Genomic DNA, 25,000 nt, shown 5'->3' with positions numbered 1-25,000 from the left:
TTTATATTCTTTACCGCATAAATTTTTTTATATGTCTTCGGTAAGAAAAGATCTTGTAGAAAAGACTTCCTATTACTAATCTTATAAATTTTAGTTACATTATTCACTTCAATCAATTACTATTCCTCCTAAAAAAAGGTTTACTTTATAGCATTTAGTGGTATAATGATATTAAAGATAATCGGATTCGCGTAATTCGATTGCCACCGAGTGATTATTTTAGACTAATCACCCTGTAGTGCATTACAGGGTGATTATTTTTTTCCTTTACTATCCTTAAAAGATTGATAATTAAGGAGATTAGCGACATTACAAACATAGAAAACATAATCATTAATGATCATGCCTCGTATGTATTCATACCACCTCCTTTCATCCGAAATGAGGTGGTAACCACACCCTGCATACTCCGATTACCTCTATTTTACCATTAAGCATATTCACTTTCAATAAAGTCAAATAAACCTACTATATTTTTAAAGTTAATATAGGATAAGGAGCCAATTTATTATTAGCTCCTTACACTATTTTTCCATTATAATGTTTAAAATCATATTAATCCCCTGCAACAGATATCTTCTTAACTTTTACTGATGGGGAACCTACATAGCCACCTATAAATGGTATTTCAAATTTTAGATCATTACCTACATCTTCTATATCCATTAGGGTTTCAAAGAAATTTCCTGCAATTGTTATTTGATTTACTGGCCTTTTAATTTTACCATCTTCTATTTCATAACCATAAGCTGAAAGGGAATAATCTCCTGATACTGGATCTAATCCTGAATGTAGTCCCTCTACATTTATAATCATAAGACCTTTTTCTATACTTTCTATTAATTGGTCCAAAGTATTATCTCTATCTAAAATGTATAAGTTATTTGGTGCTATAGATATAGAGGATTTATAGGAGTCTCTCTTTGCATTTCCAGTAGATTCTACCCCTGATTTCTTTGCAGCTTTCCAATTATATAGATAAGTTTTTAATATACCTTCATCTACAATTTCTCTATAACTAGTTGCTGTACCTTCAGAGTCAAAGTATTTAGATTCTATACCATCTTCTAAGAAAGGATCATCTACTATAGTTACTTTAGAGGTAGAGACTTTCTCATTTATTTTATCTTTTAATAAAGATATTCCTTTATCTACATTTTCTGCAGAAAATATTGGAGTGAACATTCCCAGTATATTTGCGAATACATCATTCCTAAATACTACAGGATATTCTCCAGATTTTATAGTACTAGCCCCAAGCATAGAAACTGCTTCATTAACAGCTTCCTTTGCCATTTCTTTAGGATTAAACTTAGAATAATCACTGGATATTACTTGATAAGCACCAGTTTTTGTATCTTCCCCTTCTTTTACTATTACTGATATGGAGGAAATTCCCACATTCATTTTATCCTTCAAATTTATCCCTTTAGTATTTACTAAATATCTTTCGTTTTCCACTTCAGTATAAGAACACCAAGCTACTGTTTCTACTCTATCATCTAATTTATAAGCCTCTTCCTCTAATTCTTTAACAAACTGAATCTTTTCTTCTAGGGAAATTTTATCTAAATCATCATTATAATTATTAAAATCTTCATAAGTTTCTGAACCAGCAAATATTTCTTCTTTATCTTCTGCATCAATATGTTTTCCATTTTCTATAGCATCTTCAATAAGCATATCTACAGATGATTCATCCAATTTTTCTGTATAAGCATAGCCTATTTCATCTTCAAAATTACCTCTAAAAGATAAACCACCACTTTCTGAAACTGTGTAATCGTCTATTTCCCCTTTAAATACTTTAATTTCTACTTTATTATTGTTTTCTATATATACTTCCATATTATCCATTTTGTCTTTACTTTTTTCAAAAATAGTATTAATAAGACTTCTATACTTCAAATTATTCCTCCCCCTTTCTTCCGCCTACTGTTAAGGACTTTACTCTAATAGTAGGTTGTCCAACATTTACTGGTACAGAACCACTTAAAGAACCACACATTCCTTGTCCATGAGATAAGTTATTTCCTACCATATCAATTTTTTCTAATACTTCTATACCATTGCCAATTAAAGTAGCTCCTCTTACTGGCTTTGTCATTTTACCATTTTCAATTAAATAACCTTCCATTACAGCAAAATTAAAATCACTAGTCGCTGGATTTACACTTCCTCCTCCCAATTTTTTTGCATAGAGACCACTTTCTGTACTACTAACTATTTCATCAAAAGAGGATTCACCATTGGCTATATAGGTGTTATTCATTCTAGATGTTGGTGCAAATTTATAAGATTGTCTTCTACCAGAACCTGTAGGTTTATGATCCATTCTTTTACTATTTAATTTGTCTACTAGGTAGCTTTTTAATATACCATTTTCTATTAAAATATTCTTTTGAGTCGGTGTTCCTTCGTCATCAATATTCAAAGTCCCCCAAGCATTAGGAATAGTTCCATCATCTATTGCTGTTACTAAAGGTGATGCTACTTGTTTACCTAATTTTCCAGCAAAGGCCGATGTTCCTTTAGCTACAAAAGTTGCTTCTAAAGCATGTCCACACGCTTCGTGGAATAATACTCCTCCAAATTCATTATCTATAATAACTGGCATTAGTCCACTTGGCGCATAATCAGAATAAATCATAGTTTTTGCTATTCTTGCTGCTTCTTTTCCTACATCTTCTACATCTATGTCATTATAAAGTTCAAAACCTTTTGATGCCCCTGGCCCATAAAATCCTATTTGCATTTCTCCATCTTTTGTTGCTACGGCTTGAACCGATAGCCTAGTTCTAATTCGTTGATCTTCCGCTAATAACCCTTCTGTGTTAGCTATTAATACATTTTGTTCTTCATCTAAATAATTTACTGTAACTTGGGATATTACTTCATCATAATTTTTAGCACTTAAATATCCCTTTTTCATCAACTCTACTTTTGTTCCTTTATCAACATTTCTAGGTAATAATCTTATTTTATTTAAATTTTCCATATTGGACTCTACAAAATTTAATACTAAATCTTTCTTAGCTCCATTAATAGCTAAGGCTGCTTCCTTTGCAACTTTAATTAAATTTTTTTCTGATGAATTATTAGTATAAGCATATACACTATTTAATCCATGAAATATCCTAATACCTACACCATAATCTCTACCAGAAATGCTATTTTCCAACAGTCCTCCTACCATTTTCATGCTAGTATTATATTTGTCTTCAACAAAAATTTCTGCAAAATCTCCTCCACTAGATAGAGCAGCGTTTAAAACATTTTCTATAACCTTTTTATTTAGCAAATAAATCCCTCCTTATTTCTATTATATAATACTTTTATATATACTAACTACCTCTCAAAATGTGAACTACTCACCACTTACTCACTACGTTCGTTGAAGTGGGAGCTTCTTGGTCAATAGTAACGACTTACCAAGTTTACCCAAGCTCTAAGGGTAGTTCCTACCCCGGTAATACCAAAACTATATAGCTAGTTTCAGTAGATTTTTACTAGCATTTATATCTCTATCATGGTGTATGCCACATTCAGGACAAGTCCATTTTCTAAGTGCTAATTTCTTTACATCCTTATTTTTATATCCACAATTAGAACATAATTGGCTACTTGGATAATTACATGGTGCTATTATTACTTCTCTACCATACCATTCTGCTTTATATTCTAATTGCCTTCTAATTTCTGACCATGATACTTCTGATATACATTTTGCTAGATTAGAATTTTTTAGCATATTTTATACTTTCAGATCCTCTAAAACTATCACTTGGTTCTCGTTTATAATTTTAGAAGATAGTTTATGAAGATAATCTTTCCTTTGATTTGCTATTTTTTCATGTTGTTTAGCCAGTTTCAGCTTTGCCTTTTCTCTATTTCTACTACCTTTTTTCTTTCTAGATAAATCTTTTTGTAGTTTCTTTAGTCTTTTTTCTGATTTTCTTAACCATTTAGGATTTTCATATATTTCTCCATCACTTGTTATTGCAAAGTCTTTAACTCCTAAATCTATACCTACCTTTTTATCTATTTTAGGTAATAGTTTTATGTTTTCTTCTACAAATATTGATATGTAATATTTATTAGTTCTAGTTTTAGATATGGTACAGGATTTAATTTCACTTTCAAATTCTCTATGTTTTATTATTTTTACTTTTGATTTTAATTTGGGAAGTTTTATATATCCATTTTCAATGTATATGGTTCCATTTTGATTGTTTGTAATGTAAGATTGTTTTCCTCTTCTACTTTTGAATTTTGGAAATCCCATTGATTTGTCTTTAAAAAAGTTTTTATATGCTTTTTCTAGATTAAGCTGTGCATTTGCTAGAGCTAGACTATCTACTTCTTTTAGCCATGGATATGCTTTCTTATATTGTGCAGGTGTGTTTTTAAGCATCTCTTTTGTTTCTTTATAGTAGTTGATTTTATCTTCTAACATTTGATTGTAGATAAATCTAGAACATCCAAAACATTTAGCAAAATATTCTTTTTGCTCTTCATTTGGATATAGTCTAAATTTATATGCTTTTTTCATATTTTCACCTTACTTTCCTTGGCTTTCTATGTATTTTTATTACATTAATAGACACTCCACTTGTAGTTGGCAAACAAAAATTTCTAGACCAAAAATATTCTTTTTAGCCATATAGATATGTAGTCATTTATACTAATTATACTATATCATATTATTTATATAATATTAGAATATTTTGCAATTCATCCCCCACTTATAGAAGATGGGAGAATTCTTACAAAGAAGAGTTAAAAATCACCACCTAAAATATTTAGCTTTTCTACATCAAATTATTATTCATTCTTCTAAAAAATAATAGAAGTGACACTTTATTTACTTTGAAAGTATCACTTCTTATTTGTAAAAAATTAATATTCTTTTAAACTAATTTGGTATTGCAATAAATTTTTGTTGAATTCTACATTTATTTTCATAAATACATTTTATAAATTTTCTTGAATTAGTCTATATGCTTCTGATTTATTTTCACTATTTTTTAAAGATATTAAAAATTCACTGTCTTGGAAAAGATCTATTAATTTTTTTAACACCTTGACTTGAGCTGACGGATTTTTTACCGCTAGCATAAATACTATTTCAACTTCTAATTCTTCTCCTGAACCCATATCTTCAAAAATCACAGGTTCTTCTAAAATCCCTAAAGCTATTGCTGGTTCATTTACATGGATAGTATCGGTATGTGGTAAAGCAACTTTAACTCCCATAGTAGGTAGTCCTGTAGGGTTATTCTTTTCTCTCTGAATTATTGCATCTTTATAAGTATCTTTTACATACCCCCTATCATATAATTCTGTTGCCAATATTGATAAAACATCATTTCTGTCTTTTCCTTTAATATTCATAAATATTAAATCTTCTTTAAAAATATTGATATTTTCCACTGTTGAAACCCCCAAAATACTACATATATTAGTTTATTATTCTAGATAGAAATCCAATTATTATATTCCCTATATTGTAACCAAAGAACCCATCTGTTACCATTCCCTCTACTTCTACACCTGTTATATTCATCATTGCTGTTGCTTCCGGTGCAAAGTAATTTGAAAGTAATACTATAATAAATAAATTTACTGCTGATGCTAAAAAAGTTCTTAACATATTTCCTTTACTGGCCATAGCACACATTGGTATTACATAACAAATTCCAGCTAACATCCCAACAGGAAAATAGGTCATATTAGGAATTAGGAAAGAATATAATATTACTAATGGTAGGCATAGTACAGTAACTGTGACAACTACTGGTTCTCCTAAGCCTAAAGCTATATCCATTCCTATATTTAACTCTGCTTCTTCACCTATCTTAGTACGCATATAACTTTGAGCTGCACTTCCTATTACAGAAAGCCCTTCCATCATTACACTTACCATACGAGGAATTAATATTAATACTGCCGCTATTCCCATTCCCATACTTAAACAAGTTGTCCAATTTTGTTTAGTTAAAACTCCTAAAAACATCCCTACGATCAAGCCAATAACGGACGGTTCTCCCAAAATTCCTAACTTTTCCGCTATATTATCCATACTTATGTCTACTTTATTAATTCCTGGTATTTTATCTATCAATTTATTTACTATAAATGCTATTGGATAAACTAAAGTAATATAAGAAAAGGTAGAGCATGTAGTTCCTTCCAGTCCAAAATATTCTTGCCATTTTGGCGCTATTTTCTCAGATACAAATAACGTTACCACAGATAATATTAAAGTAATTGCTAATCCTAACAAAGCACTACCGAATAAGGCATATGCCATTGCTCCAGGTATTAAAAAGTGAATAAAATTCCATATATCTACATTCATAACATTTACCTTTTTTAATCTTAATAAAATTATATTTATTAAAAATATTAAAAAAACTGCTATTGGTGCAAAAGGTACTGCCCAAGAAGCTCCCCCAATTGCAGCAAAACCCATATCTACCGTTGTAAAACCACTGCCCATAGCCTCATAATATTTAGTTGCAGGTGATATAGTTGACATTAATAGACCTATAACTAAATTTAATCCTTGAAATCCAATTCCAACCAATAAACCTGCTTTTAAAGCTCTTCCAAATTTCATTCTAAAAAACAAACCTAAAATTAAAATCATAATAGGCAGCATAACTGATGGCCCTAGGTCTAAAATACTTTCTATAATGTTATATATCATTTAAAACCCTCCTATTTTCCAATTATCTTTTTACACTCATCTATTATTTCCTTTTCTATCTTATCTTGCCCTATTCCAGATATTAAACCAAAGACACTTATAACAGGTTTTTCTATTTCTTTATTATATTTTGAAGTAACCAATATCAAATCCACATCATGTTGTTTATTTTCTATTTCACCAGAAGTTCCTGTTGAAATTGTATATGGTATTCCATAATCATCTAAAATATCCTTTACTTTTTCTTGAGCCACTGTCGATGTTGCTACCCCGCTTCCACAGGCAACTAATATTTTTACTTTATTTTTCATTTTATTTACCTCCAATTATTTAATTTAATATATTTTTCTTCATACTTTTTTATAACATTGTGAAGATTTTCCTTTTCTTTTGCTGCTTTTATAGATGAATAAAAGCCTTCCATTTTTAAAATATTCACTAAAGTAAACAATGCTTTTAAATGCGCTTTATCGTCTATTGCACTAAGGACACATATAAAATATATTGGATCCAATTCTTCTATACCAAATTTCACTGGTTCTTTTAATCTGACTAAACTCATAGACAATCTATTTACGCCATGATCAAACTTCCCATGGGGAAGAGCAAACCCTTTTGAAATAACTATATAAGGTCCATTCTCTTCTATATTTTCTATCATTGCCTCTGTATATTTTTTCTCTATATCCCCATTATCTTCTAATATCTTAGATGCTTTTTCTATAGCTTCTCTCCAATTTTGGGCCTCTATATCTAATTCTATATTCTTAATTTTTAATAAATCTGATAAAGCTATAGAGTCTTTGAAATGGTTTTCATTTGACACAGTAAAATTTGATTCATTTCTTTCTATTCCTTTTATTCTCTCTAATTTAATTTCATCTAATTTATTATCTATTCTTAATATATCTTCTATACTTAATATAGGAGAAACTAAAACATATTCTTTGTCGGTTTCCGGTAATTCTACTGTAGATATTATTAAATCTACTTTGTCTAAATTTTTCTCCTTAAATTCATGATAAGGTAAAACTTCTATTGAAATAAAATCAAAATACTTAATCAATTGTTCTTTTAAAAATTGTGATGTACTAATGCCATTATTGCATATAGTTACTATTGTAAGATCTTTTACCTTATTTTTTTTCTTTTCTATAGCTACACAGATATAAACTGATATAAATTTCATATCCTGTAACTCTATTTCCCTTTTAGAATATTCCTCTAAAATATATTTCTTTTCTTCCACCACTTTTAAAACTTCTTTATTTCTTTCAACTATTTCATCAATTCCAAAATACTCAGGGTATTTAACAGTATCATTCCTAAATAATCTTTCTAAATGATTAGATAAATTTTTAAAGAAAGTATAGTCATTATTTAAATTTATATCTAGTAAATCTGATATTCCTTCTATAAACTTTCTAGTTAGTGTTTGAATTTTTAATATATCTGGATTATTTATTTCTTTTCTAATATAGTTTAACTTCATTAGATAACTTTGTAATCCACTAACCTCTTCTGCGTCTATATATAATTCAAAATACTGAGCCATCCTCTCTAATATACAAATAGAAAATCTTTCTTTTTCTAACCCTTCATATGATTTTTCAAATAATCTGTTATTATTTTCTACCCTAACAGTGATAAAATACAAATAATAAGTTAATCTTTCAATAGAAATATCCGTTAAATATAGTCCACTTTCATTTTCTGCTTCATTAATAATTCTACTTATTATTTCCAATTTCTCATCTATCTTTTCTTTTTCTAATCCTATTAATTCAGCTACTTTTTCCTGTCTTAAAAGATGTCCTATTAATTTAGTATTATTTATTATAATACTGATTATTATTTTTCTAATATCTTTTTCCTTACATTTTAGTCTCAATCCTTTATTAGAAAGAGACTGTACTTCTATATTATATTTCTTTAAAACTTCTTTTGTTGCGATAAAGTCATTTATAACAGTATGCCTAGATATATACATAATCTCAGCAATTTCTTGGTAAGTTATATATACTTTAATTAAAGCTAATAAGCATATATTTAAACAAACTCTTTCTTCTTTAGACAATGCATAGTCATAAAAATCTATATTCTTTAGATCTTTTTTTAGCTCTTTTTTATTAATTTCATTGTTTAGCCTTATAGAACCACCTATTTCTAGCTTTAATAATTCCCCATTTTTATCATGAAAAAATTGGTTTATTCTATTTATATCATTTCTTATGGTTCTCTCTGATACATCATACTTCCGAGCTAATTCGTTTAATAATAGCCTCTGATTTGTACTGGCCAGCATTTGATGAATTATATCTACACTTCTTTTATTCATCGCCATTTTCTCAGCCTCCTGTTTTTTACTATAACATTTCTAAAGATGTTTAAACAGTTGGAAATCTTACATTAGATTTGAAAGAGTTTATAGATTAATTTATTTTAATAGATCTTTAGCTTCTTTTACTATAGTTTCATAGGTTAAATTATATTTTCTCAAAAGTTCAGTACCTGTACCAGACTCTCCAAATACATCCATTGTACCTATTCTCTTCATCTTAGTTGGAGCGTTTTCTACTACTACTTCTGCCACCGCAGAACCTAAGCCACCAATTATATTATGTTCTTCTGCTGTTATTATACCTTTTGTTTCTTTTGCTGCTTTAATTATTATATCCTTATCTATAGGTTTAATAGTTGAAATATTAATAATTCTTGCTGATATACCCTCTTTATTTAATTCATTTGCAGCTTTTAATGCTTCTCCTACCATTATCCCTGTAGCTATAATAGTAATATCTGTTCCATCTACCAGTTCTACTCCCTTTCCTATTTCAAACTTGTAATCTTCATCAAATAGTGTTGGTACACCAGATCTCCCAAGTCTAATATAGACTGGTCCTATATGTTCAGCAGATGCTTTAATAGCTTGTTTTGTCTCTTCTGCGTCTGCCGGGTTCAATACTGTCATATTTGGTAAAGATCGCATTAAGCTTAAATCTTCTAAAGCTTGGTGAGTAGCTCCATCTTCCCCTACTGTTAATCCAGCATGAGTAGCTGCTATTTTAACATTTAAATTAGGATAACAAATTGAGTTTCTAATTATTTCATAAGCTCTTCCAGTAGCAAATACCGCAAAAGTACTTGTAAAAGGTATTTTCCCAACAGCAGCTAAACCTGCAGCAGTTCCCATAAGATTCTGTTCTGCAATGCCTACATTAAAAAATCTATCTGGAAATTCTTTAGCAAAAATTCCAGTCTTAGTTGAACCAGATAAATCAGCATCTAATACTACAATATCTTTATTTTCATGACCTAAATCCATTAAAGCACTACCATATGCATCTCTAGTTGCTATGATTTTTTTCATCTATGTCACCTCTTAATTCTCTTAATGCCTGTTCTGCTTCTTTAGCAGATGGAGCCTTTCCATGCCATCCAACTTGATCTTCCATAAATGATACACCTTTACCTTTTGTAGTTTTAGCTATTATTATTGTAGGTTGTCCCTTAGTTTTTTTAGCTTTTGCTATGGCTTTAACTATTTCTTCTATAGAATGACCATCTATATTTAATACCTGCCAGCCAAAAGCTTCAAATTTTTTGTCAATTGGCTCAATATCCATTACATCACTATTTTTACCGTCTATTTGTAAACCATTGTGATCTAAAAATGCAATTAGATTATCTAAATTATAATGGGCTGCAAACATAGCTGTCTCCCAAACAATACCTTCCTGTACTTCTCCATCTCCCAAGAGTGTATATACTATATAATCTTTATTATCTATTTTCCCAGCTAATGCCATACCACTTGCTGCTGAAAATCCTTGTCCTAAAGATCCTGTCGTCATATCTACCCCAGGAGTTCCCTTCATATCTGGATGACCTTGTAACATAGCTCCTAATTTTCTTAAGTTATTCAGTTCTTTCTTTGCAAAAAATCCTCTATTTCCTAATGCAGAATATAGTACAGGTGCCCCATGTCCTTTAGATAAAACAAATCGATCTCTGTGCTCCCAATCTGGGTTTTCTGAATCTATATTCATTTCTTTAAAATACAATGTTGATAAAATCTCACAAGCTGACAGAGAACCACCAGGATGACCTGATTGAGATTTACTGAGCATCTTAATAATATCCTGTCTCATAATATTAGCTTTATTTTCTAATTCCCTATACTTGCTCATTATATTTCTCCTTTCACCTAGTATTATTTATCTACTTCTACCATTATTTTCCCAAAGAATATATCCCTCTTATATATTTTTTCAAACATTTCTGGTAGCTCATCTAAGGATATCCTATGAGTTATAAAAGGAGCTATTTTTAAAGAGCCTTCTTTCATATATTTTATGCTACTAGTCCACTCTTTACCTGGGAAGGGAAATGAGTACGCTACCCAGCTACCCTTAACAGTTAATTCGTTTCTCAAAATTTTTTCAAAATGTTCTCTAGGCATATCTACATCTCCGTAAGGAATTCCTGTATATACTACAGTACCACCTTTTTTTGCTAGTGATAATGACTGAGCACAAGTTAAAGGTGTTCCAGCAGATTCAATTACTATATCAACTTTTTTTCCTTCTGTTAACTCTTTAACCCTTTCTATAGGATCTATTTTCATACTATTTATACAATGGTCAGCTCCCAAGCTTTTTGCTATTTCAAGTTTTTCATCGAATATATCTATGGCTATAATTTCACTAGCTCCAAATATTTTAGCCCATTGTATAAAAAGCAATCCTATTGGCCCTGTTCCTAAAACTGCTATTGTATCTCCTACTTTAATATTTGACCTATACATTCCATGAGCTGCAATACAAGCGGGTTCAATTCCAGCTGCTGTTTCATAATCTACTCCTTCAGGCAGTTTTAAAACATTACTACTATTTACTTTTACATATTCAGCAAAACATCCGCCTTTTTCTCTATTCCCTATTATTTGCAAATCTTCACATCTAGAATATAATCCTTGTTTACACTGTTCACATTCATAACAAGGTATTGATGGCACTACTGCTACCGGATCACCAACTTCAAGATTCTTTACTTCGGACCCCATGCTTACAACCTCACCTGAACACTCGTGTCCAAATATTTCTCCTGCTATATGAGGACCTGTCTTACTATATTTAGATATATCTGATCCACATATGCCGGCAACTTTTACTTTTAATATAATATCATCTGGCTTTTCAACCTTTGGTATTTCTACTTCTTCTACTCTTAGATCTCTAACTCCATAAAATCTTGCTGCTTTCATTTTCCTTCCTCCTTGAACTTTAAATAAGATCTTAAGTTACTTTTAATTTATCATGTACATTTTGTAATGAACAGTAGAAAGATGTTCAATTCTTTTGAAAAATTTTATCTTCAAAATTTAAATAGAAGAAGGAGAGAAATTTAAACGCCTAAGCATTATGAAGAGGAATTCAAAAAGCAAATAATTGCAATATATAATGAAAGTGAAGAAAAGTAAGTGTAATGAAAATAAAATGGAGTGACTGAAAAAACTCAGCCACTCCATTATTTCTTATTTAAGTCTATCTTTTTAAGATATAATTTTCACCAGAAGGAGGTTTAAACACCTATATTTTGCGAAAACCACATATGTTTTTCATAGCGTAATTCCTGTTTTTGTAGCTATTGACCAAAATACCTCTTCTAATTTCATTGTATCTTTATATCTTCTTTTTTTAATACAAGAGGGCTATAAAGTAACCTTTAATCCCGGGGCTTTAGAGTATTTAAGGACTTACGTTCAAATTGATAAGTTATTTCGTAAAAATACTGCCCAATACTAGACTTCATAGTTTCAATAAATACTTCGTCCGTTTCATAAATGATACCAAGCTCTCTATATAGATCATCCTTCATCTTTGAATCTACTTCTTGTTTTCCTCTTTCAACTTTTGATAGTTGCTAACCTTACAAATATCATTAGCAACTTCCTTAATTCCTTTGCCTTGACGCAATCTCTCTATTCATAACATTTGCCCTTCACTATAGGTTTTGTTACTAAACATTATAATCTCCTTTCAATCCATATGGCTCTTATCTTTGTTATTCTTCATATTCCATAACATAGTCAATCCAATTATTTTGCAACTCTTCTAAACTTTTGCCGTATACTTCCATCCATTTAGAATAACTATCTTCTGCATCATATATTTCCATAAACTTTTCAATTCCATATTCATCAACTAAATATTTAGAAAAAGAATAACTTAATATATAAAATGTCCTTCTAGACTCCAATCCCTTAATTTCTGCATTGTTATATTTAATTATATTTTTCTCATCAAGGATTTCATTCATATCAAAGTTATTATAAGTTAAATACTCTTTTGTCAAGGGAATAATAGGTTCTCCAAAATTAAATACAGCAGGATTTTTCCCAATCTCATCCTGAACTAAAGAAGCCAGACCTTCTCTAAGACTTAAAGTACTGTACAATGGGGCAATAAGATGAGTTATTTCATGAGCTATTGGCGCACTATCCATTTCAAAATGTTCTAGATTCAATGTTACTTCGGGTATTAAATGCTCAAAACTATCATATGAACCAAAGACGTGAGAACCACCATAACCAAATTTAAAATTAATAATAAATTTAAAATCATCTCCATGCATTTCTTTATATGGTTCTATCCAATCTTCCTTATCTATGTACTTACTTATTGTCTTTACATAATAATCAACTTCCTTTAAAAAATCTTCAACATATTCAAATCTAGTTTTTGTAAGGTCAATTTTCCCCCATTCTTCAATACTTACTTTTCCATAGTCTGAAATATAATAGCCATCTTCTTCCCTAACTGTCGAAATGGTGGATTTCATTTTTGGGTTATTTTTAACTAATATTAATATAATAGCAGCTAATAAAAAAATAATGAAAGTAATTAAATATTTTCTTTTCATTTAATCATCCTTTCTTTATGCACCCAAAATCACTTAATAATATTTTGTTAAAATTATTTATTTTTCTATCCTACCTCTAGAACTTATTGATAAAAAACTTTAGGATTAATTATTAATGACCTTGCTAAAGCAACCCTCTTTTGTTGACCACCACTAAGTTGAGTTACTATTTTGTTTTTCTTTTCTTTCAAACCTCTTATTTCTAAATATCTCTCTCCTTTAACTGTAGCTTCTTTCTTTGAATAGCCTTTAAATTTCAACCCATACATGACATTTTCTATAACAGTCATATGGGGAAGATTGGAATACAGTGGAAGCTGGTCTATTCTCAGGAGAAAGATTGGTAATATCATCTCCGTCAATATATATCTTTCCTAAGTCTGGTTTTAAAAAACCTTCTATAGTCCTTAATACTGTAGTCTTCCCACATCCACTAGGCCCTAAAATACAAAGGAGTTCTCCTTTATTAACTTTAAAACTTAAATTATTAACTGCAATTAGATTATTAAATTTTTTAGTTAGATTTTCTATTTTTATAAATATTTCATTCCTCCAGCAAATTTTTTGAAAATATAATATTTACGAATAAAGTTATAATGATTATCATGCATGCAATTACTGAACCTATTTTATACTTTCCGCTTTGCATAGCATCAAACATTACTAGGGTTGCTAGCTTCTTTCCTGGATAAACTAAAAATATTATAGAACCTATAGTAGCGTAACATTGTTAACAAAAGATATTAAAAACGCTGATTTTGACATGGGAACTACTATATCTTTTAAGATATACATTTCATGAACTCCTAAATCTTTAAAAGCTTCATTTATCTAAGGATTGATTTGGGATATAACTGCACTACTTGTCTTTGTAGGTAGTGGCAATTGCTTGAATATACAATTTAATATTACTATTAGCCCTGTCCCTGTTAATGCTAAGGGGTAATAATTAAAGGCTAAAATATAACCTAAACCAAAGCAAGTCCCTGGAATAATATAAGGCATAGTAGATATAAAATCAATAGATCCCATACCTTTTATATCCCTTAACTCTATATAATAAGATATTAAAAATCCTATTATACTTCCTATTACTCCAGTAATTAGAGAGTATACAATACTTCTAACGAAACTTCCTGATATATAATTTCTTGATTCTCTTATATTATCTAAAGTAAAATATATTGTCCCAAACTTTTTCCTAGTTATAGCCGAAAAAAATATAGATGCACATTGTAAAACCATCATAGCAAGAAACATATCGGCCTATTTTACTTTTATAAGCTTTTTATTTTGAAACAGCCCCATTGCTTTTTTACTTGTAATATTCTTTTAATTTTCAAAATCATTTTCTTTATGTTGCCAGTAAATTTAGAACATAATAATTAATAACTTTCAGAATGTAAATTTATCTCTGTATAAGACAACAGCTTCTTGTTCCTTATAACGCCTATTAAAAGCTTCAGTCTCTAAAAATGTCATAAATAAATTTTCAATCGGATATGTGAATTTTACAAGGTATGAAAAGTTTATTCTTTCATTTCTATCAATACATGAAAATTCTTTACCAACTTCAGGATTAAACGATGTAGAAACAAGAGTTTTTGGTGTTTTATACATTTTACCTTCAGTACTCACCCCTCTAAATAACTGTACTCTTTCATAACCGGCCAATTCAAAAAATATTTGTACAAAAGCTAGACGTGAAATAATATATCGCTTTCTATTTTCTTTGTTACCGATTCCTTTAAAAATATCATTGGTTCGAGGCCTCTTTTCATTGAAATCAATCAATCCCATTTCTGCCATTATAAATTTTAGACCTTTAATCCATTCCCCTGAATATGGATTTAATAAATATTGTTCAGCAGTCTTTCTCTCCAAATCTAGTACCTCTCGAACTTCCATATACGATACCAAATCGTTAAAAAGGAACTGAGAACCTATCTTTGATTTAATATCTAATTTTGATTTTCCTAATCTTATAAACTCAGAGTGATTCGAAAACCAATCTTTCGCCATGTTTTTTTCTTTTGCAATTAATTCTAAAGTCTTTTTTCTTTCTGATTCTAAACCCAAAATAGTTAATCTTTCACAATATAGGTTGACCTTAGATTTTATCTCTTTCACTTCATCCTCTGTAAGTTTTTTGGAATCCTTTTCAAATTGATAAACCACTATTTCTTCTGCAGGAATTACCCAACACTTACCCTTATCCTCAAAATCTGTGATTCTCCATATAAACATTGCACTTTCAGCATCGTACTTTTCTATAAATCCTGGAGTTCTTCGTCCATCTAATACTCTTCCCTTATTACCAGGAACAATATGGTGAAAAGTTCCTGATTTAAAACAAGAATCTGGCAATTTATTTTTATTCTTTTGATGTAGCAACACAAATATCCCCCCTTTATTTCAGAATAATAAGCATCCCTTTCAGGATTATAAACATAATAATCCCCACCTTATTCCTACACCCTACTAATTCATATCTAATATTTTAAGCAAGAATAACGTTCTGAATATTCTGAATACCTAGCTTGCCAGAGGCTTAGCTCTTTTCAGAAACTAGCTTTATTGATTAATGTTTATCCTATCTTTCTGGAAATTCCCATTAAAAGATTATGTATATTATCTATATTTTAAATTATACCATAATCTATTCTCTTTACAATTAAGTTCCATGTCTATTTTAATTTATCAGCTAAATATAGAAAGAAAATGGGGGAATTTAGCAAAAGCATAAATGTTTTTGTGGCATCAGATAATGGGGCAATAAATGATTTAAAGGAAGTTACAGAAACCCATCCCAATTTTGAATGGTCCATATCAACAAGTGGCCAGATAGAAAAAATCCGGATAAATAAAGAAACTTCAACAGAAGTTATCTCATTTACTCTTAATGAAGATAGACTATACTTTTATTACCATGAAGATTTAGAACTAGCTGAAGAGTATATATTTACTATGGATAAAACCTAACTCTGTTATGAAAATAGGTTCTACTTCTATCATCGTGAAAATTTAAATCCATTGAAGAATATACATTTACTACATCATATAAAATTAGACAAAAACTATTGCCAAAAACTACTTATTCACCCATCCTTTATGTTATAATAGAATTTAAAATATATAAATGCCATTATGTTCTATAACCCTAACACTAAAAAGGAAGTTGATATTATGAAAGAATTATCACCTAAAGAAATAGCAAAAAAGAAAGATTTTTATTATAACTTAAGAAATATTATGCTTATAGCTATTATACCTATACTTATAACATATTTCATTTTATCAAACTTAAGCAAAAACCCTGATTTTTTAACTATAGCAGTAATTATAGGTTCAGCTTTAATATATTATGCAACCCTTATCATTTATTATAAAAAATATTATAATAAATTTTATGGTATATTATTTAACCAATGTGATCCTATAAAATATCAAAAAGTTTTACTAGCTATTCTGGAGCAAGGTAGATTTAGGAATAAAGAACTCGACAGTATTACTATTGAACTTTCTAAAGCAGAATATTTCTCTGGTGAATTTGAAAGTGCTGAAAAAGAGCTTAGGAAAGTAAATATTAACAAACATAATAATATATTTATGATTATAGATTATTATGTTGCCTTAGGAAATTGCTATTTATCATCAAAAAATAAAATCGGCTTATTAAATATTCAGAAAAAAATGTTAGAATTAGATAGGAAAATAAATTATAAAATTATACGGCGTAAAAGATATAAAAAGGTTTATAATACATGTATATTAATAATAAATAACAGTATTGCTATTTTAGAAAATGATGATATTTTATTAGATTTGTTACATCTAGAATTAAATGAAGCTAAATCAGAACTACAAAAGGTAAAAGCAAATTATTATATTGGATTAAAATATTATGAATTAAATGAACTTAATCTTTCTGAAAAGCATTTAGAATATGCATTTGAAAATGGAAATACTAGTTTTTATGCTAAAGAGGCAGAAAAATTATTAGGTTTAATGGCGGTTTAAAAATCAACAATTTCCAAAGGGATTGGGAAAGGACAATGCTTTACCAGCTAGTAAAGCATTGTCCTTTCTTTAAACAAAAATATCAATATAATATTGTTTTATACATCATATACTAAAGATATACTAAAGTTTAATAACAAGAAAAACTACAACCACCTAAGTAATAAAATTTCAACTTATATAAAGTAGTTTATTATTACAAATAAGCTCTATCTATTAACTGACCTAGCCATTTTTCTATAAGTATGTCTTTTACCCTTTATAGCGATGGAATAAGTCATAATATTTTCTGGAGTCGCTATACCTGGGGACATTCCGCAATCTCCTATATGGTGAATATCTGTACCAGTCATTTTACTGTATAAGGCTATATTTTTAATAGTATAAGAATCTGCCCCTTCCTGAGAAGTACCTATTGAGGTCATAGCTAGTTTCTTTTCTTCATGTATATATTCAACCATATCCCTTACATAATCTACAGTCATACCAGGTATTGTACCTGGTGCAGGAACTAATATTATATCTAAACCTGCTTGAGAAAATTCTCTTATTAATTCTTTATTAATTATTTTACTTCCTGATTCTTTTGCACTTCCAGATGAATGCATTTTACCAGCTACAATTATTATTTCCTCTCCTAAATTTTCTTTTATTTGTTCTATTGTCTTAATTATTTCTTTATTAGTTACACCAGTATTAGGATTTCCGGTAAGGAGCACTATATCTACACCCTGCCCTACTAATTTTCTTACATTTTCTACTGTAGCTATTCTACCTTTAGAAATATTAATCCTGTCATTAGCAACTGTCTCATTTAAATCCACAGGCTCTAAATTTACACCAACTAATCTTCCAGTAAGTTTTTTAACAACTTCAACTGGGCTCATATCTTCAATAATTGGCAATCCTTCAATCTTAGGATTATTGACATCATATACATTCAATAATATAATATCAGCACCAAAGGCTGAAGCTAATTCTACATTACTTACATCCCATAATAATGGAGGTGCTATAGATATAACCTCTGAAACTACAGTCCTTCCCTCTCCACTTTTTATACTTAAAAGCTTTTCTTTTTTATTCATATTTTTTATATCAGATGAGCTTAAATCTAATATTCTTTTTACCATATTAATTCTCCTCTTAGTTATATTAAATTTTTAAATAAATATGGTGACTAGCATTAGCCACCATATTTATTAATAATTTAGTCTATTTATTTTTTTCCTACCTTAGTTTTTAAATACTTATTTATTTCATCAGCTAAGAACTCTGCTTTAGTTCCTATAATTACTTGTAAGTTTCTCTTACTTGGCTTTATTACACCAGAGGCACCTAAGCCTTTTAATACATCCTCGTCTACAATACCACTGTCATTTACACTAATTCTAAGTCTAGTAATACATGAATCCAAGTTTTCTATATTTTTTGCTCCACCTAATGCATCTACATAGGCTATTGCAAGATTATCTATACCCTGTTCACCTATTATTACATCTAAATCTTCTCCACCTTCATCATCCATTCTCCCTGGGGTTGGTAAATCCTTCTTCTTAATTATATACACAAATACTAGATAGTATATAAGTCCAAATACTAATCCTATAGGAATAAGAAGCCAGCCTTTAGTTGCAAATTTCATATTCATGAAATAATCAATAGCTCCTGCCGAAAAAGTAAAACCATGTCTAATACCTAAACTATAAACTATAGCTAAGGATAATCCTGATAGCAATGCGTGTATGACATATAATGATGGTGCTAAGAACATAAACATAAATTCAATAGGTTCTGTAATTCCTGTTAAAAATGAAGTAAAGGCAAGGGAAAATAGTGCACCACTAACCTTTTTTCTATTTTCTGGCTTTGCTGTCTTATACATAGCTAACGCTGCTGCTGCCAATCCAAACATCATTATTGGATAGAAACCAGCTTGGAATATTCCTGCTTCTGGGTCACCTGCAAAGAATCTTGCTATATCTCCTTGAGCCCCATTATATTCACCAAAAAGGAACCATACTATATTATTAAGAACATGGTGTAATCCTAATGGAATAAGTAGCCTATTAAGGAATCCAAAGACAAACACCCCTATTGCTCCTGCTCCTATAGTCCATGCCGCTACTGCATCAATTCCATTTTGAATTGGTGGCCAAATGTATCCAAATATAAGTGCTAATACTATGCATACAAAGGATGTAATTATCGGTACAAATCTTCTTCCTCCAAAAAAACCAAGCCAGTCTGGAAGTTTAATATCATGATATTTATTATACAAGCTCCCTGCAATAACACCTGCTATAATTCCTGCTAAAACACCCATGTTTATATCTTCATTAATAGCCCCTGTTCCTTCAGTTATAACGAAATATCCCACAGCCCCTGCAAGACCAGCTGCACCAGCATTATCAAAAGACAATCCTACTGCTACACCAATTGCAAATAGTAATGGTAATTGTTCAATAATAGCATCTCCAGCTGCCGATATAAATGGAACATTTAATAAATCATCTTGACCTAAACGTAACAATAATCCTGCAACTGGAAGTACTGCTACGGGTAGCATTAAAGCCTTTCCTAGCTTTTGAAGCTTACCTAAAATATTTTTCACTTTTACAACCTCCTATTTTTTTATTTTATATATAATAAAAGGCATAAGCTATTTTTATACAGCTTGTAAACTGTATTAAAAAGCTTATGCCTGATATCACTCAGTAACACGCCTTGATATAAAATTTGAAGTTTCTTTAATTCTTTCTATGTGCAACGCCATATACCCTAATTCATCATCTTTTACATCAATATCTTTATTTTCTTCTATATGTTTTCCAATCTTAGTAGCTATAGTGTAAGAATCATCGAATTGTACTTTTATCGCTTCTAATAAGGGATTTTTAATATATTTTTTCTCTTCCAATCTATTTAATGTCAGTCTTAAATGATTTATTAACCTATTATAATCCAAACTATTATTATCTATTATTATTCCAGATTCTTTCTCTATAATACTAATTAATTCCTTTAAAAACCTAAAATCTTTTACTGTTTCCGATACTTCCCTATTCTCCCTAGCGGAATGAATATGAAGGGCAATGAACCCTATCTCTGATTCTGATATTGAAATTCCTAATCGTTCTTTAATCATCCCCGCTGCTTTTTCTCCTATTTTATATTCTTCAGGATACAAAACTTTTATTTCGTATAAAAAAGGATTGCTAATTTCTAAACCCATTTTTAATCTGTCCATAGTAAATCCTATGTGATCTGTTAGTGCAATATGAATATGAGAGTTCAACGTACCAAATTTACTTTCCGCCATAGCTATTATTTCTTCACTTACTCCTATAACTTTACTGTTTAACTGATTCATAAGCCTATAATAGTCTTTCTTCGTAGATTCATCAAAAGCTACAAAAGATTTCTCAATTTCCTCTTCCTCTAAAACAATTTCCTTATTCTCTTTTTTTCCAAAGCCTATACCTTTTCCTACTAATACTAACTCCTCATTAGTTTTTTTATCCACAACTAGAATAACGTTATTATTTAAAGCTTTAGATACGGTGAATTTTTTTTTACCATCCATTACATCACCTCCAAGCTAAAAGGCTGACGATAAAAAAGCATAAAACTAATATGTGAACACAAGACAACATATAGGTTTATGCCTGCAATCAGTAACACACCCTAAATATATCAATTATTATATACTGTATATCTATAGGTTATATTATAGCTCATTTATTGACAATTGTCAATTAGGCTATTCTTTAACCCTTTATCATACCCAATTAAAAGCCACTACCATATCTATTTACCACACTTTCTGCTAATACGTCCATAGGGTCTATTAAAGGTTTACTAATATTATTAGGTTTCAGTACTAATGTAATTTCCGTACATCCACCTATTATTAGCTCTGCGCCTTTATCCATTAATTCCTCAGTAGCTTCTACTAGCAAATTTAAATTCTTTTCTCCTGTATTCCCTTTTTTAATGCCAGATTTTCCATATATAGCTTCCATTACCTTTTTAGATTGAGTACATTTATCAGGGTAGATAACATTAAAATCTGTAAGATATTTATTAAATAAATCTACCCTAACGGTTCCCGTCGTGGCTAATATACCTATATTTTTAATATTAGGGTAATTATTTTTTAAATGTAAATTTAATTCTTCTAATGCATTTATAATTTTAAAGGGTACCTGACTTTGTATCTCATCATAGAAATAATGAGCTGTTATACAGGATATACATCCTATATCAACACCTGCATTATCTAAATTATTTGCAGCATCTACTATAGCATTTACAGGACTTTCCCCTTTTCCTAATATAGCTTTAGTTCTATCTGGTATTTTAGGGTTACTGTCAATTACAACTCTAAAATGTTCTTGCTCTTCTTTTACCTCAGTAGCTTTAATTATTTTCATAAATAAATTAGCTGTCGCTTCAGGTCCCATACCGCCAATTATTCCTATAACTTTGTTATTCATATTTGTCCCCCTATAACTTAAAACTTAAGCGATTCCTACTACTCTATCTACTAATGGTTTAAATAGTTTATCTTTATTTAAACTAGGTCTTAATTCATAAAGACTTTCTAAAATTATCTGAGCCCCATAATCCATTCCTTGACAACCTGCAAGTAATATAACATCACCTTTAGACATAATAAATTGGGCATATCCTATAGCATCAGGAAGCTCATCATATAAATGTACAGTAACATTTTCCCTGTCCATTACCTCTTTAAAAACTATTAGTTCTTCATCTAATACTTTATCCTTATCTGTAACATGGGAAACACTCTTAGTTGCAATTATTTCATTTTTACCTAGCTTATTAAGCCATTTAGCAATAGTTTCTGCATTTTCTCGATTTGTAGTTACACCACGACTTCCCCTAATTGCATATATTAAGTGAAAATCATTATAATCCATTAAACTTAAAGTTTTCATTGTTACATTTATATTTCCAACATTCGCAAAATGGTCATCTATAATCTTAAAATCATTGTCATAAATGAATTGAAAACGACGTTCCACACCACTAAAAGATCTAAATGCGTCTTGAATAGTATTTATAGGAATTTCACACAGAAGCCCTATAGCAATAGCTACTAAAGAGTTATAAACTGAATGATACCCCGGTACTGATAACTTTATCTTAAAGTCTTGGGAATCATAGGTGGTTTTTCCTATTTTTAATTTCTTATTAAGTTCTACTGTAAATTTAGCCCTACCGTTTGATAAATCCAAATCATTAATAGATAAAATACCAGACTTATTTTTTATTCCATAGGTTAGAACATTAGCCTCAGTTTTATTTATTAATGATGAAGAATATGGACAATCTAGGTTTAGAACAGCCCATCCATCTTTTTTCATATTCTTTATTAAAGTAGATTTTATATTAAAGTATTCTTCAAAAGAACCATGTAGGTCTATATGTTCTCTACTTATATTATTTAATGCTACAATATCATAATCTACATTAGCCACTCTTTTTAATTCTAACGCTGATGAAGAAACCTCCATTGTAATATGGGAAAGTTCTTCTTTTTTCATATTATAAAATAATTGTTGAAGATCTAAAGATTCTGGTGTGGTTAAAATAGATGGTCTTATATAATCACCATATTTAACTACAACAGTTCCTATAAGTCCAGTCTTTAGCCCATATTCCTCTAAAATATTATTTACCATAAAAGATGTAGATGTCTTTCCATTGGTTCCAGTTATCCCTATTATTTTCATGTTTCTTGATGGTTCTCCATAAAAAGCATTACCTAAAGCTGATAAAGCTTCTCTGGAGTCTTTTACTCTATATTGTGGAATATTCCATCTGTTATCAAACTTTTCAACAATTATTCCTTTTGCACCATTTTCTATAGCCTGAAATATATACTTATGTCCATCTGTTTCATAGCCCTTTATACATACAAACAAGTCCCCAAGTTTCACTTTCCTTGAATCATAGGCAATGCCTTTTATATCCACATCCTTTTCCTTAAAAGATTCAAGTATTTGTATAGATTCAAGTAATTTAGAAAGTTTCATCTCTTGTACTTCCTCCCCGTAATAATAATGTTTTTATAGTACTAGCTATTAAAAATTTTCCTAAATACTCGTTTTACTTTCTGACCAAAAAAAGCAAGTCCAGGCATAGGATCTTTCATATCCCAAATTGCATATACTTTTGGTCTATTAAATGTTTTTAAAATATCTCTGCCTTTTAATTGTTTAGTTTTTTTATAATTTCTAATTGCTAAAATATCTTCATATGCATACCAGAACGCTATATTTGTATCTTCTTCTATAGCATAAGGTTCCGGTAATTTATCTGTAAGCTCACTATAAGCTAAATAAGGCATGTTTATTCCTGCCTTAAGGAGCATACTATTTAAGTTCGTAGTTCTAGCATTTATTTCTATTAAATAGAACTTTCCAGTTTCAGCATCTTTTTTAAATTCTATTTCTGCAAAGCCTTTAAATCCAATGTTCTCTAAAAACTCACTTCCTATTTCATATAATTCTGGTAGATTCTTTTGGATAGTATATACAGAAGCCCCATAATTTATAGGAAATTGTCGTAGCTTTTGACATGTCATCCAATGGGTAACTTTTGCATCTTGATTTAAATAAGCATCAAAAGTATACATATGATCATCAAATCCTGGAATAATTCTTTGGATTATTACTTCTAAATTAGCATCCCTAGATTGTTTTATTGCATCTTCTAACTCCTCCATATTATAGACCTTAAACAATTTCTTTCTAAAATGAGATACAAAGGCAGGTGAATCTGTAGGCTTTACTAAACACGGAAATTTAATAATAGATTCTACCTTTTCTTTATAATCTTCATCATCTATGTAAATAGTTTCTGGCATCAGAATATTATGTTCTTTAGCTAAAGAATAAAGGGTGTTTTTATTTATAACTTTTGTAAATAAACCTTGTTCTGTTTGATTAATTAAATAATATTCTTGTAGTATTGGCAGATATTTGTCAATAAATTCTGCATACCCATCAGCGGAAGGATATAGAACAGGAGGTTTTTCTTGCTTTTTCCCATAATCAATTAAAAATTCTAAAAGTCCTTCTGGATCCTCTTTACAATCTGGTCCAATTAATTTTTCTGATAAATATTTAGAATAAAATCCATAGGTACCTTTTTTAGAATAATCTACTGCCACAACAGGTATGTTATGGATACCTAAACATCGTATTATACTCAGACCAATATAATAATTTGCCCCTAAAACTACAGCTTTGTTTTTCATTTGCAATTCCACTCCATTAAATATACATTTTTTTCTTTTCTAATTTTTTATAT

General features: G+C 29.7%; 21 protein-coding genes and 2 pseudogenes. 2 read left to right on the top strand and 21 right to left on the bottom strand.

The features are described from left to right. Positions 1-555: 555 nt before the first annotated feature. From VK071_05435 to VK071_05365, 15 genes and pseudogenes are all read right to left on the bottom strand, one after another. Positions 556-1,908 (bottom strand): TldD/PmbA family protein, encoded by a 1,353-nt coding sequence (locus tag VK071_05435; protein HLR34757.1) that lies wholly within the window; start codon positions 1,906-1,908, stop codon positions 556-558. Between the two features lies 1 nt (position 1,909). Then, positions 1,910-3,301 (bottom strand): TldD/PmbA family protein, encoded by a 1,392-nt coding sequence (locus VK071_05430; GenBank protein HLR34756.1) that lies wholly within the window; start codon positions 3,299-3,301, stop codon positions 1,910-1,912. Between the two features lie 180 nt (positions 3,302-3,481). Beyond that, positions 3,482-4,552 (bottom strand): annotated as a pseudogene (gene tnpB, locus VK071_05425) (IS200/IS605 family element RNA-guided endonuclease TnpB). 422 nt (positions 4,553-4,974) lie between these two features. Then, positions 4,975-5,433 (bottom strand): PTS sugar transporter subunit IIA, encoded by a 459-nt coding sequence (locus tag VK071_05420; GenBank protein HLR34755.1) that lies wholly within the window; start codon positions 5,431-5,433, stop codon positions 4,975-4,977. A 28-nt stretch (positions 5,434-5,461) separates the two neighbouring features. Next, on the bottom strand, positions 5,462-6,712 hold the full coding sequence (locus tag VK071_05415; GenBank protein ID HLR34754.1) for a PTS transporter subunit IIC: 1,251 nt from the start codon (positions 6,710-6,712) through the stop codon (positions 5,462-5,464). An 11-nt stretch (positions 6,713-6,723) separates the two neighbouring features. Next, on the bottom strand, positions 6,724-7,023 hold the full coding sequence (locus tag VK071_05410; GenBank protein ID HLR34753.1) for a PTS sugar transporter subunit IIB: 300 nt from the start codon (positions 7,021-7,023) through the stop codon (positions 6,724-6,726). 5 nt (positions 7,024-7,028) lie between these two features. Next, complete coding sequence (locus VK071_05405) at positions 7,029-9,056, bottom strand: PTS sugar transporter subunit IIA (protein HLR34752.1); 2,028 nt, start codon at positions 9,054-9,056, stop codon at positions 7,029-7,031. Between the two features lie 93 nt (positions 9,057-9,149). Continuing rightward, positions 9,150-10,082: a transketolase family protein gene (locus VK071_05400; protein ID HLR34751.1), complete on the bottom strand. Its 933-nt coding sequence runs from the start codon at positions 10,080-10,082 to the stop codon at positions 9,150-9,152. Then, a complete protein-coding gene (locus VK071_05395; GenBank protein ID HLR34750.1) occupies positions 10,060-10,902 on the bottom strand; it encodes a transketolase in 843 nt (280 codons plus the stop codon). Before VK071_05395 ends, VK071_05400 begins: the two co-directional genes overlap by 23 nt. 23 nt (positions 10,903-10,925) lie before the next feature. Beyond that, on the bottom strand, positions 10,926-11,978 hold the full coding sequence (locus tag VK071_05390) for a galactitol-1-phosphate 5-dehydrogenase (GenBank protein HLR34749.1): 1,053 nt from the start codon (positions 11,976-11,978) through the stop codon (positions 10,926-10,928). Between the two features lie 461 nt (positions 11,979-12,439). Next, entirely contained in the window at positions 12,440-12,592 is a 153-nt protein-coding gene (locus VK071_05385; GenBank protein ID HLR34748.1) for a hypothetical protein, read from the bottom strand. 186 nt (positions 12,593-12,778) lie between these two features. After that, complete coding sequence (locus VK071_05380; protein HLR34747.1) at positions 12,779-13,636, bottom strand: hypothetical protein; 858 nt, start codon at positions 13,634-13,636, stop codon at positions 12,779-12,781. Between the two features lie 83 nt (positions 13,637-13,719). After that, positions 13,720-14,083 (bottom strand): annotated as a pseudogene (locus tag VK071_05375) (ABC transporter ATP-binding protein). A gap of 384 nt (positions 14,084-14,467) precedes the next feature. Further along, positions 14,468-14,884: a hypothetical protein gene (locus tag VK071_05370; GenBank protein ID HLR34746.1), complete on the bottom strand. Its 417-nt coding sequence runs from the start codon at positions 14,882-14,884 to the stop codon at positions 14,468-14,470. Positions 14,885-15,031: 147 nt separating this feature from the next. After that, entirely contained in the window at positions 15,032-16,033 is a 1,002-nt protein-coding gene (locus tag VK071_05365; GenBank protein HLR34745.1) for a hypothetical protein, read from the bottom strand. Between the two features lie 324 nt (positions 16,034-16,357). Between VK071_05365 and VK071_05360 the strand changes: the two genes are divergently transcribed. Continuing rightward, positions 16,358-16,618, top strand: a complete 261-nt coding sequence (locus VK071_05360; GenBank protein ID HLR34744.1) for a hypothetical protein — start codon at positions 16,358-16,360, stop codon at positions 16,616-16,618. Positions 16,619-16,822: 204 nt separating this feature from the next. Continuing rightward, positions 16,823-17,656: a hypothetical protein gene (locus VK071_05355; GenBank protein ID HLR34743.1), complete on the top strand. Its 834-nt coding sequence runs from the start codon at positions 16,823-16,825 to the stop codon at positions 17,654-17,656. Between the two features lie 209 nt (positions 17,657-17,865). On the opposite strand, the gene VK071_05350 is transcribed toward VK071_05355, so the two are convergent. The 6 genes from VK071_05350 to VK071_05325 all read right to left on the bottom strand — a co-directional run bounded on the left by VK071_05350 (position 17,866) and on the right by VK071_05325 (position 24,947). Further along, entirely contained in the window at positions 17,866-18,789 is a 924-nt protein-coding gene (locus VK071_05350; protein HLR34742.1) for a haloacid dehalogenase-like hydrolase, read from the bottom strand. Between the two features lie 86 nt (positions 18,790-18,875). Next, positions 18,876-20,270 (bottom strand): N-acetylglucosamine-specific PTS transporter subunit IIBC, encoded by a 1,395-nt coding sequence (nagE, locus tag VK071_05345; protein ID HLR34741.1) that lies wholly within the window; start codon positions 20,268-20,270, stop codon positions 18,876-18,878. Between the two features lie 96 nt (positions 20,271-20,366). Beyond that, entirely contained in the window at positions 20,367-21,242 is an 876-nt protein-coding gene (locus VK071_05340) for a PRD domain-containing protein (protein ID HLR34740.1), read from the bottom strand. A 205-nt stretch (positions 21,243-21,447) separates the two neighbouring features. Beyond that, positions 21,448-22,155: an amino acid racemase gene (locus VK071_05335; protein ID HLR34739.1), complete on the bottom strand. Its 708-nt coding sequence runs from the start codon at positions 22,153-22,155 to the stop codon at positions 21,448-21,450. Between the two features lie 24 nt (positions 22,156-22,179). After that, entirely contained in the window at positions 22,180-23,721 is a 1,542-nt protein-coding gene (gene murE / locus VK071_05330) for a UDP-N-acetylmuramyl-tripeptide synthetase (protein HLR34738.1), read from the bottom strand. 41 nt (positions 23,722-23,762) lie between these two features. After that, positions 23,763-24,947: an ATP-grasp domain-containing protein gene (locus tag VK071_05325; GenBank protein ID HLR34737.1), complete on the bottom strand. Its 1,185-nt coding sequence runs from the start codon at positions 24,945-24,947 to the stop codon at positions 23,763-23,765. Positions 24,948-25,000 lie beyond the last annotated feature (53 nt).

The sequence above is a fragment of the Tissierellales bacterium genome (genome assembly GCA_035301805.1).
Taxonomy (GTDB): domain Bacteria; phylum Bacillota; class Clostridia; order Tissierellales; family DATGTQ01; genus DATGTQ01.
The sequence above is the reverse complement of the archived record's forward strand: the minus strand, read 5'-3'. Positions and strand labels throughout refer to the sequence as shown.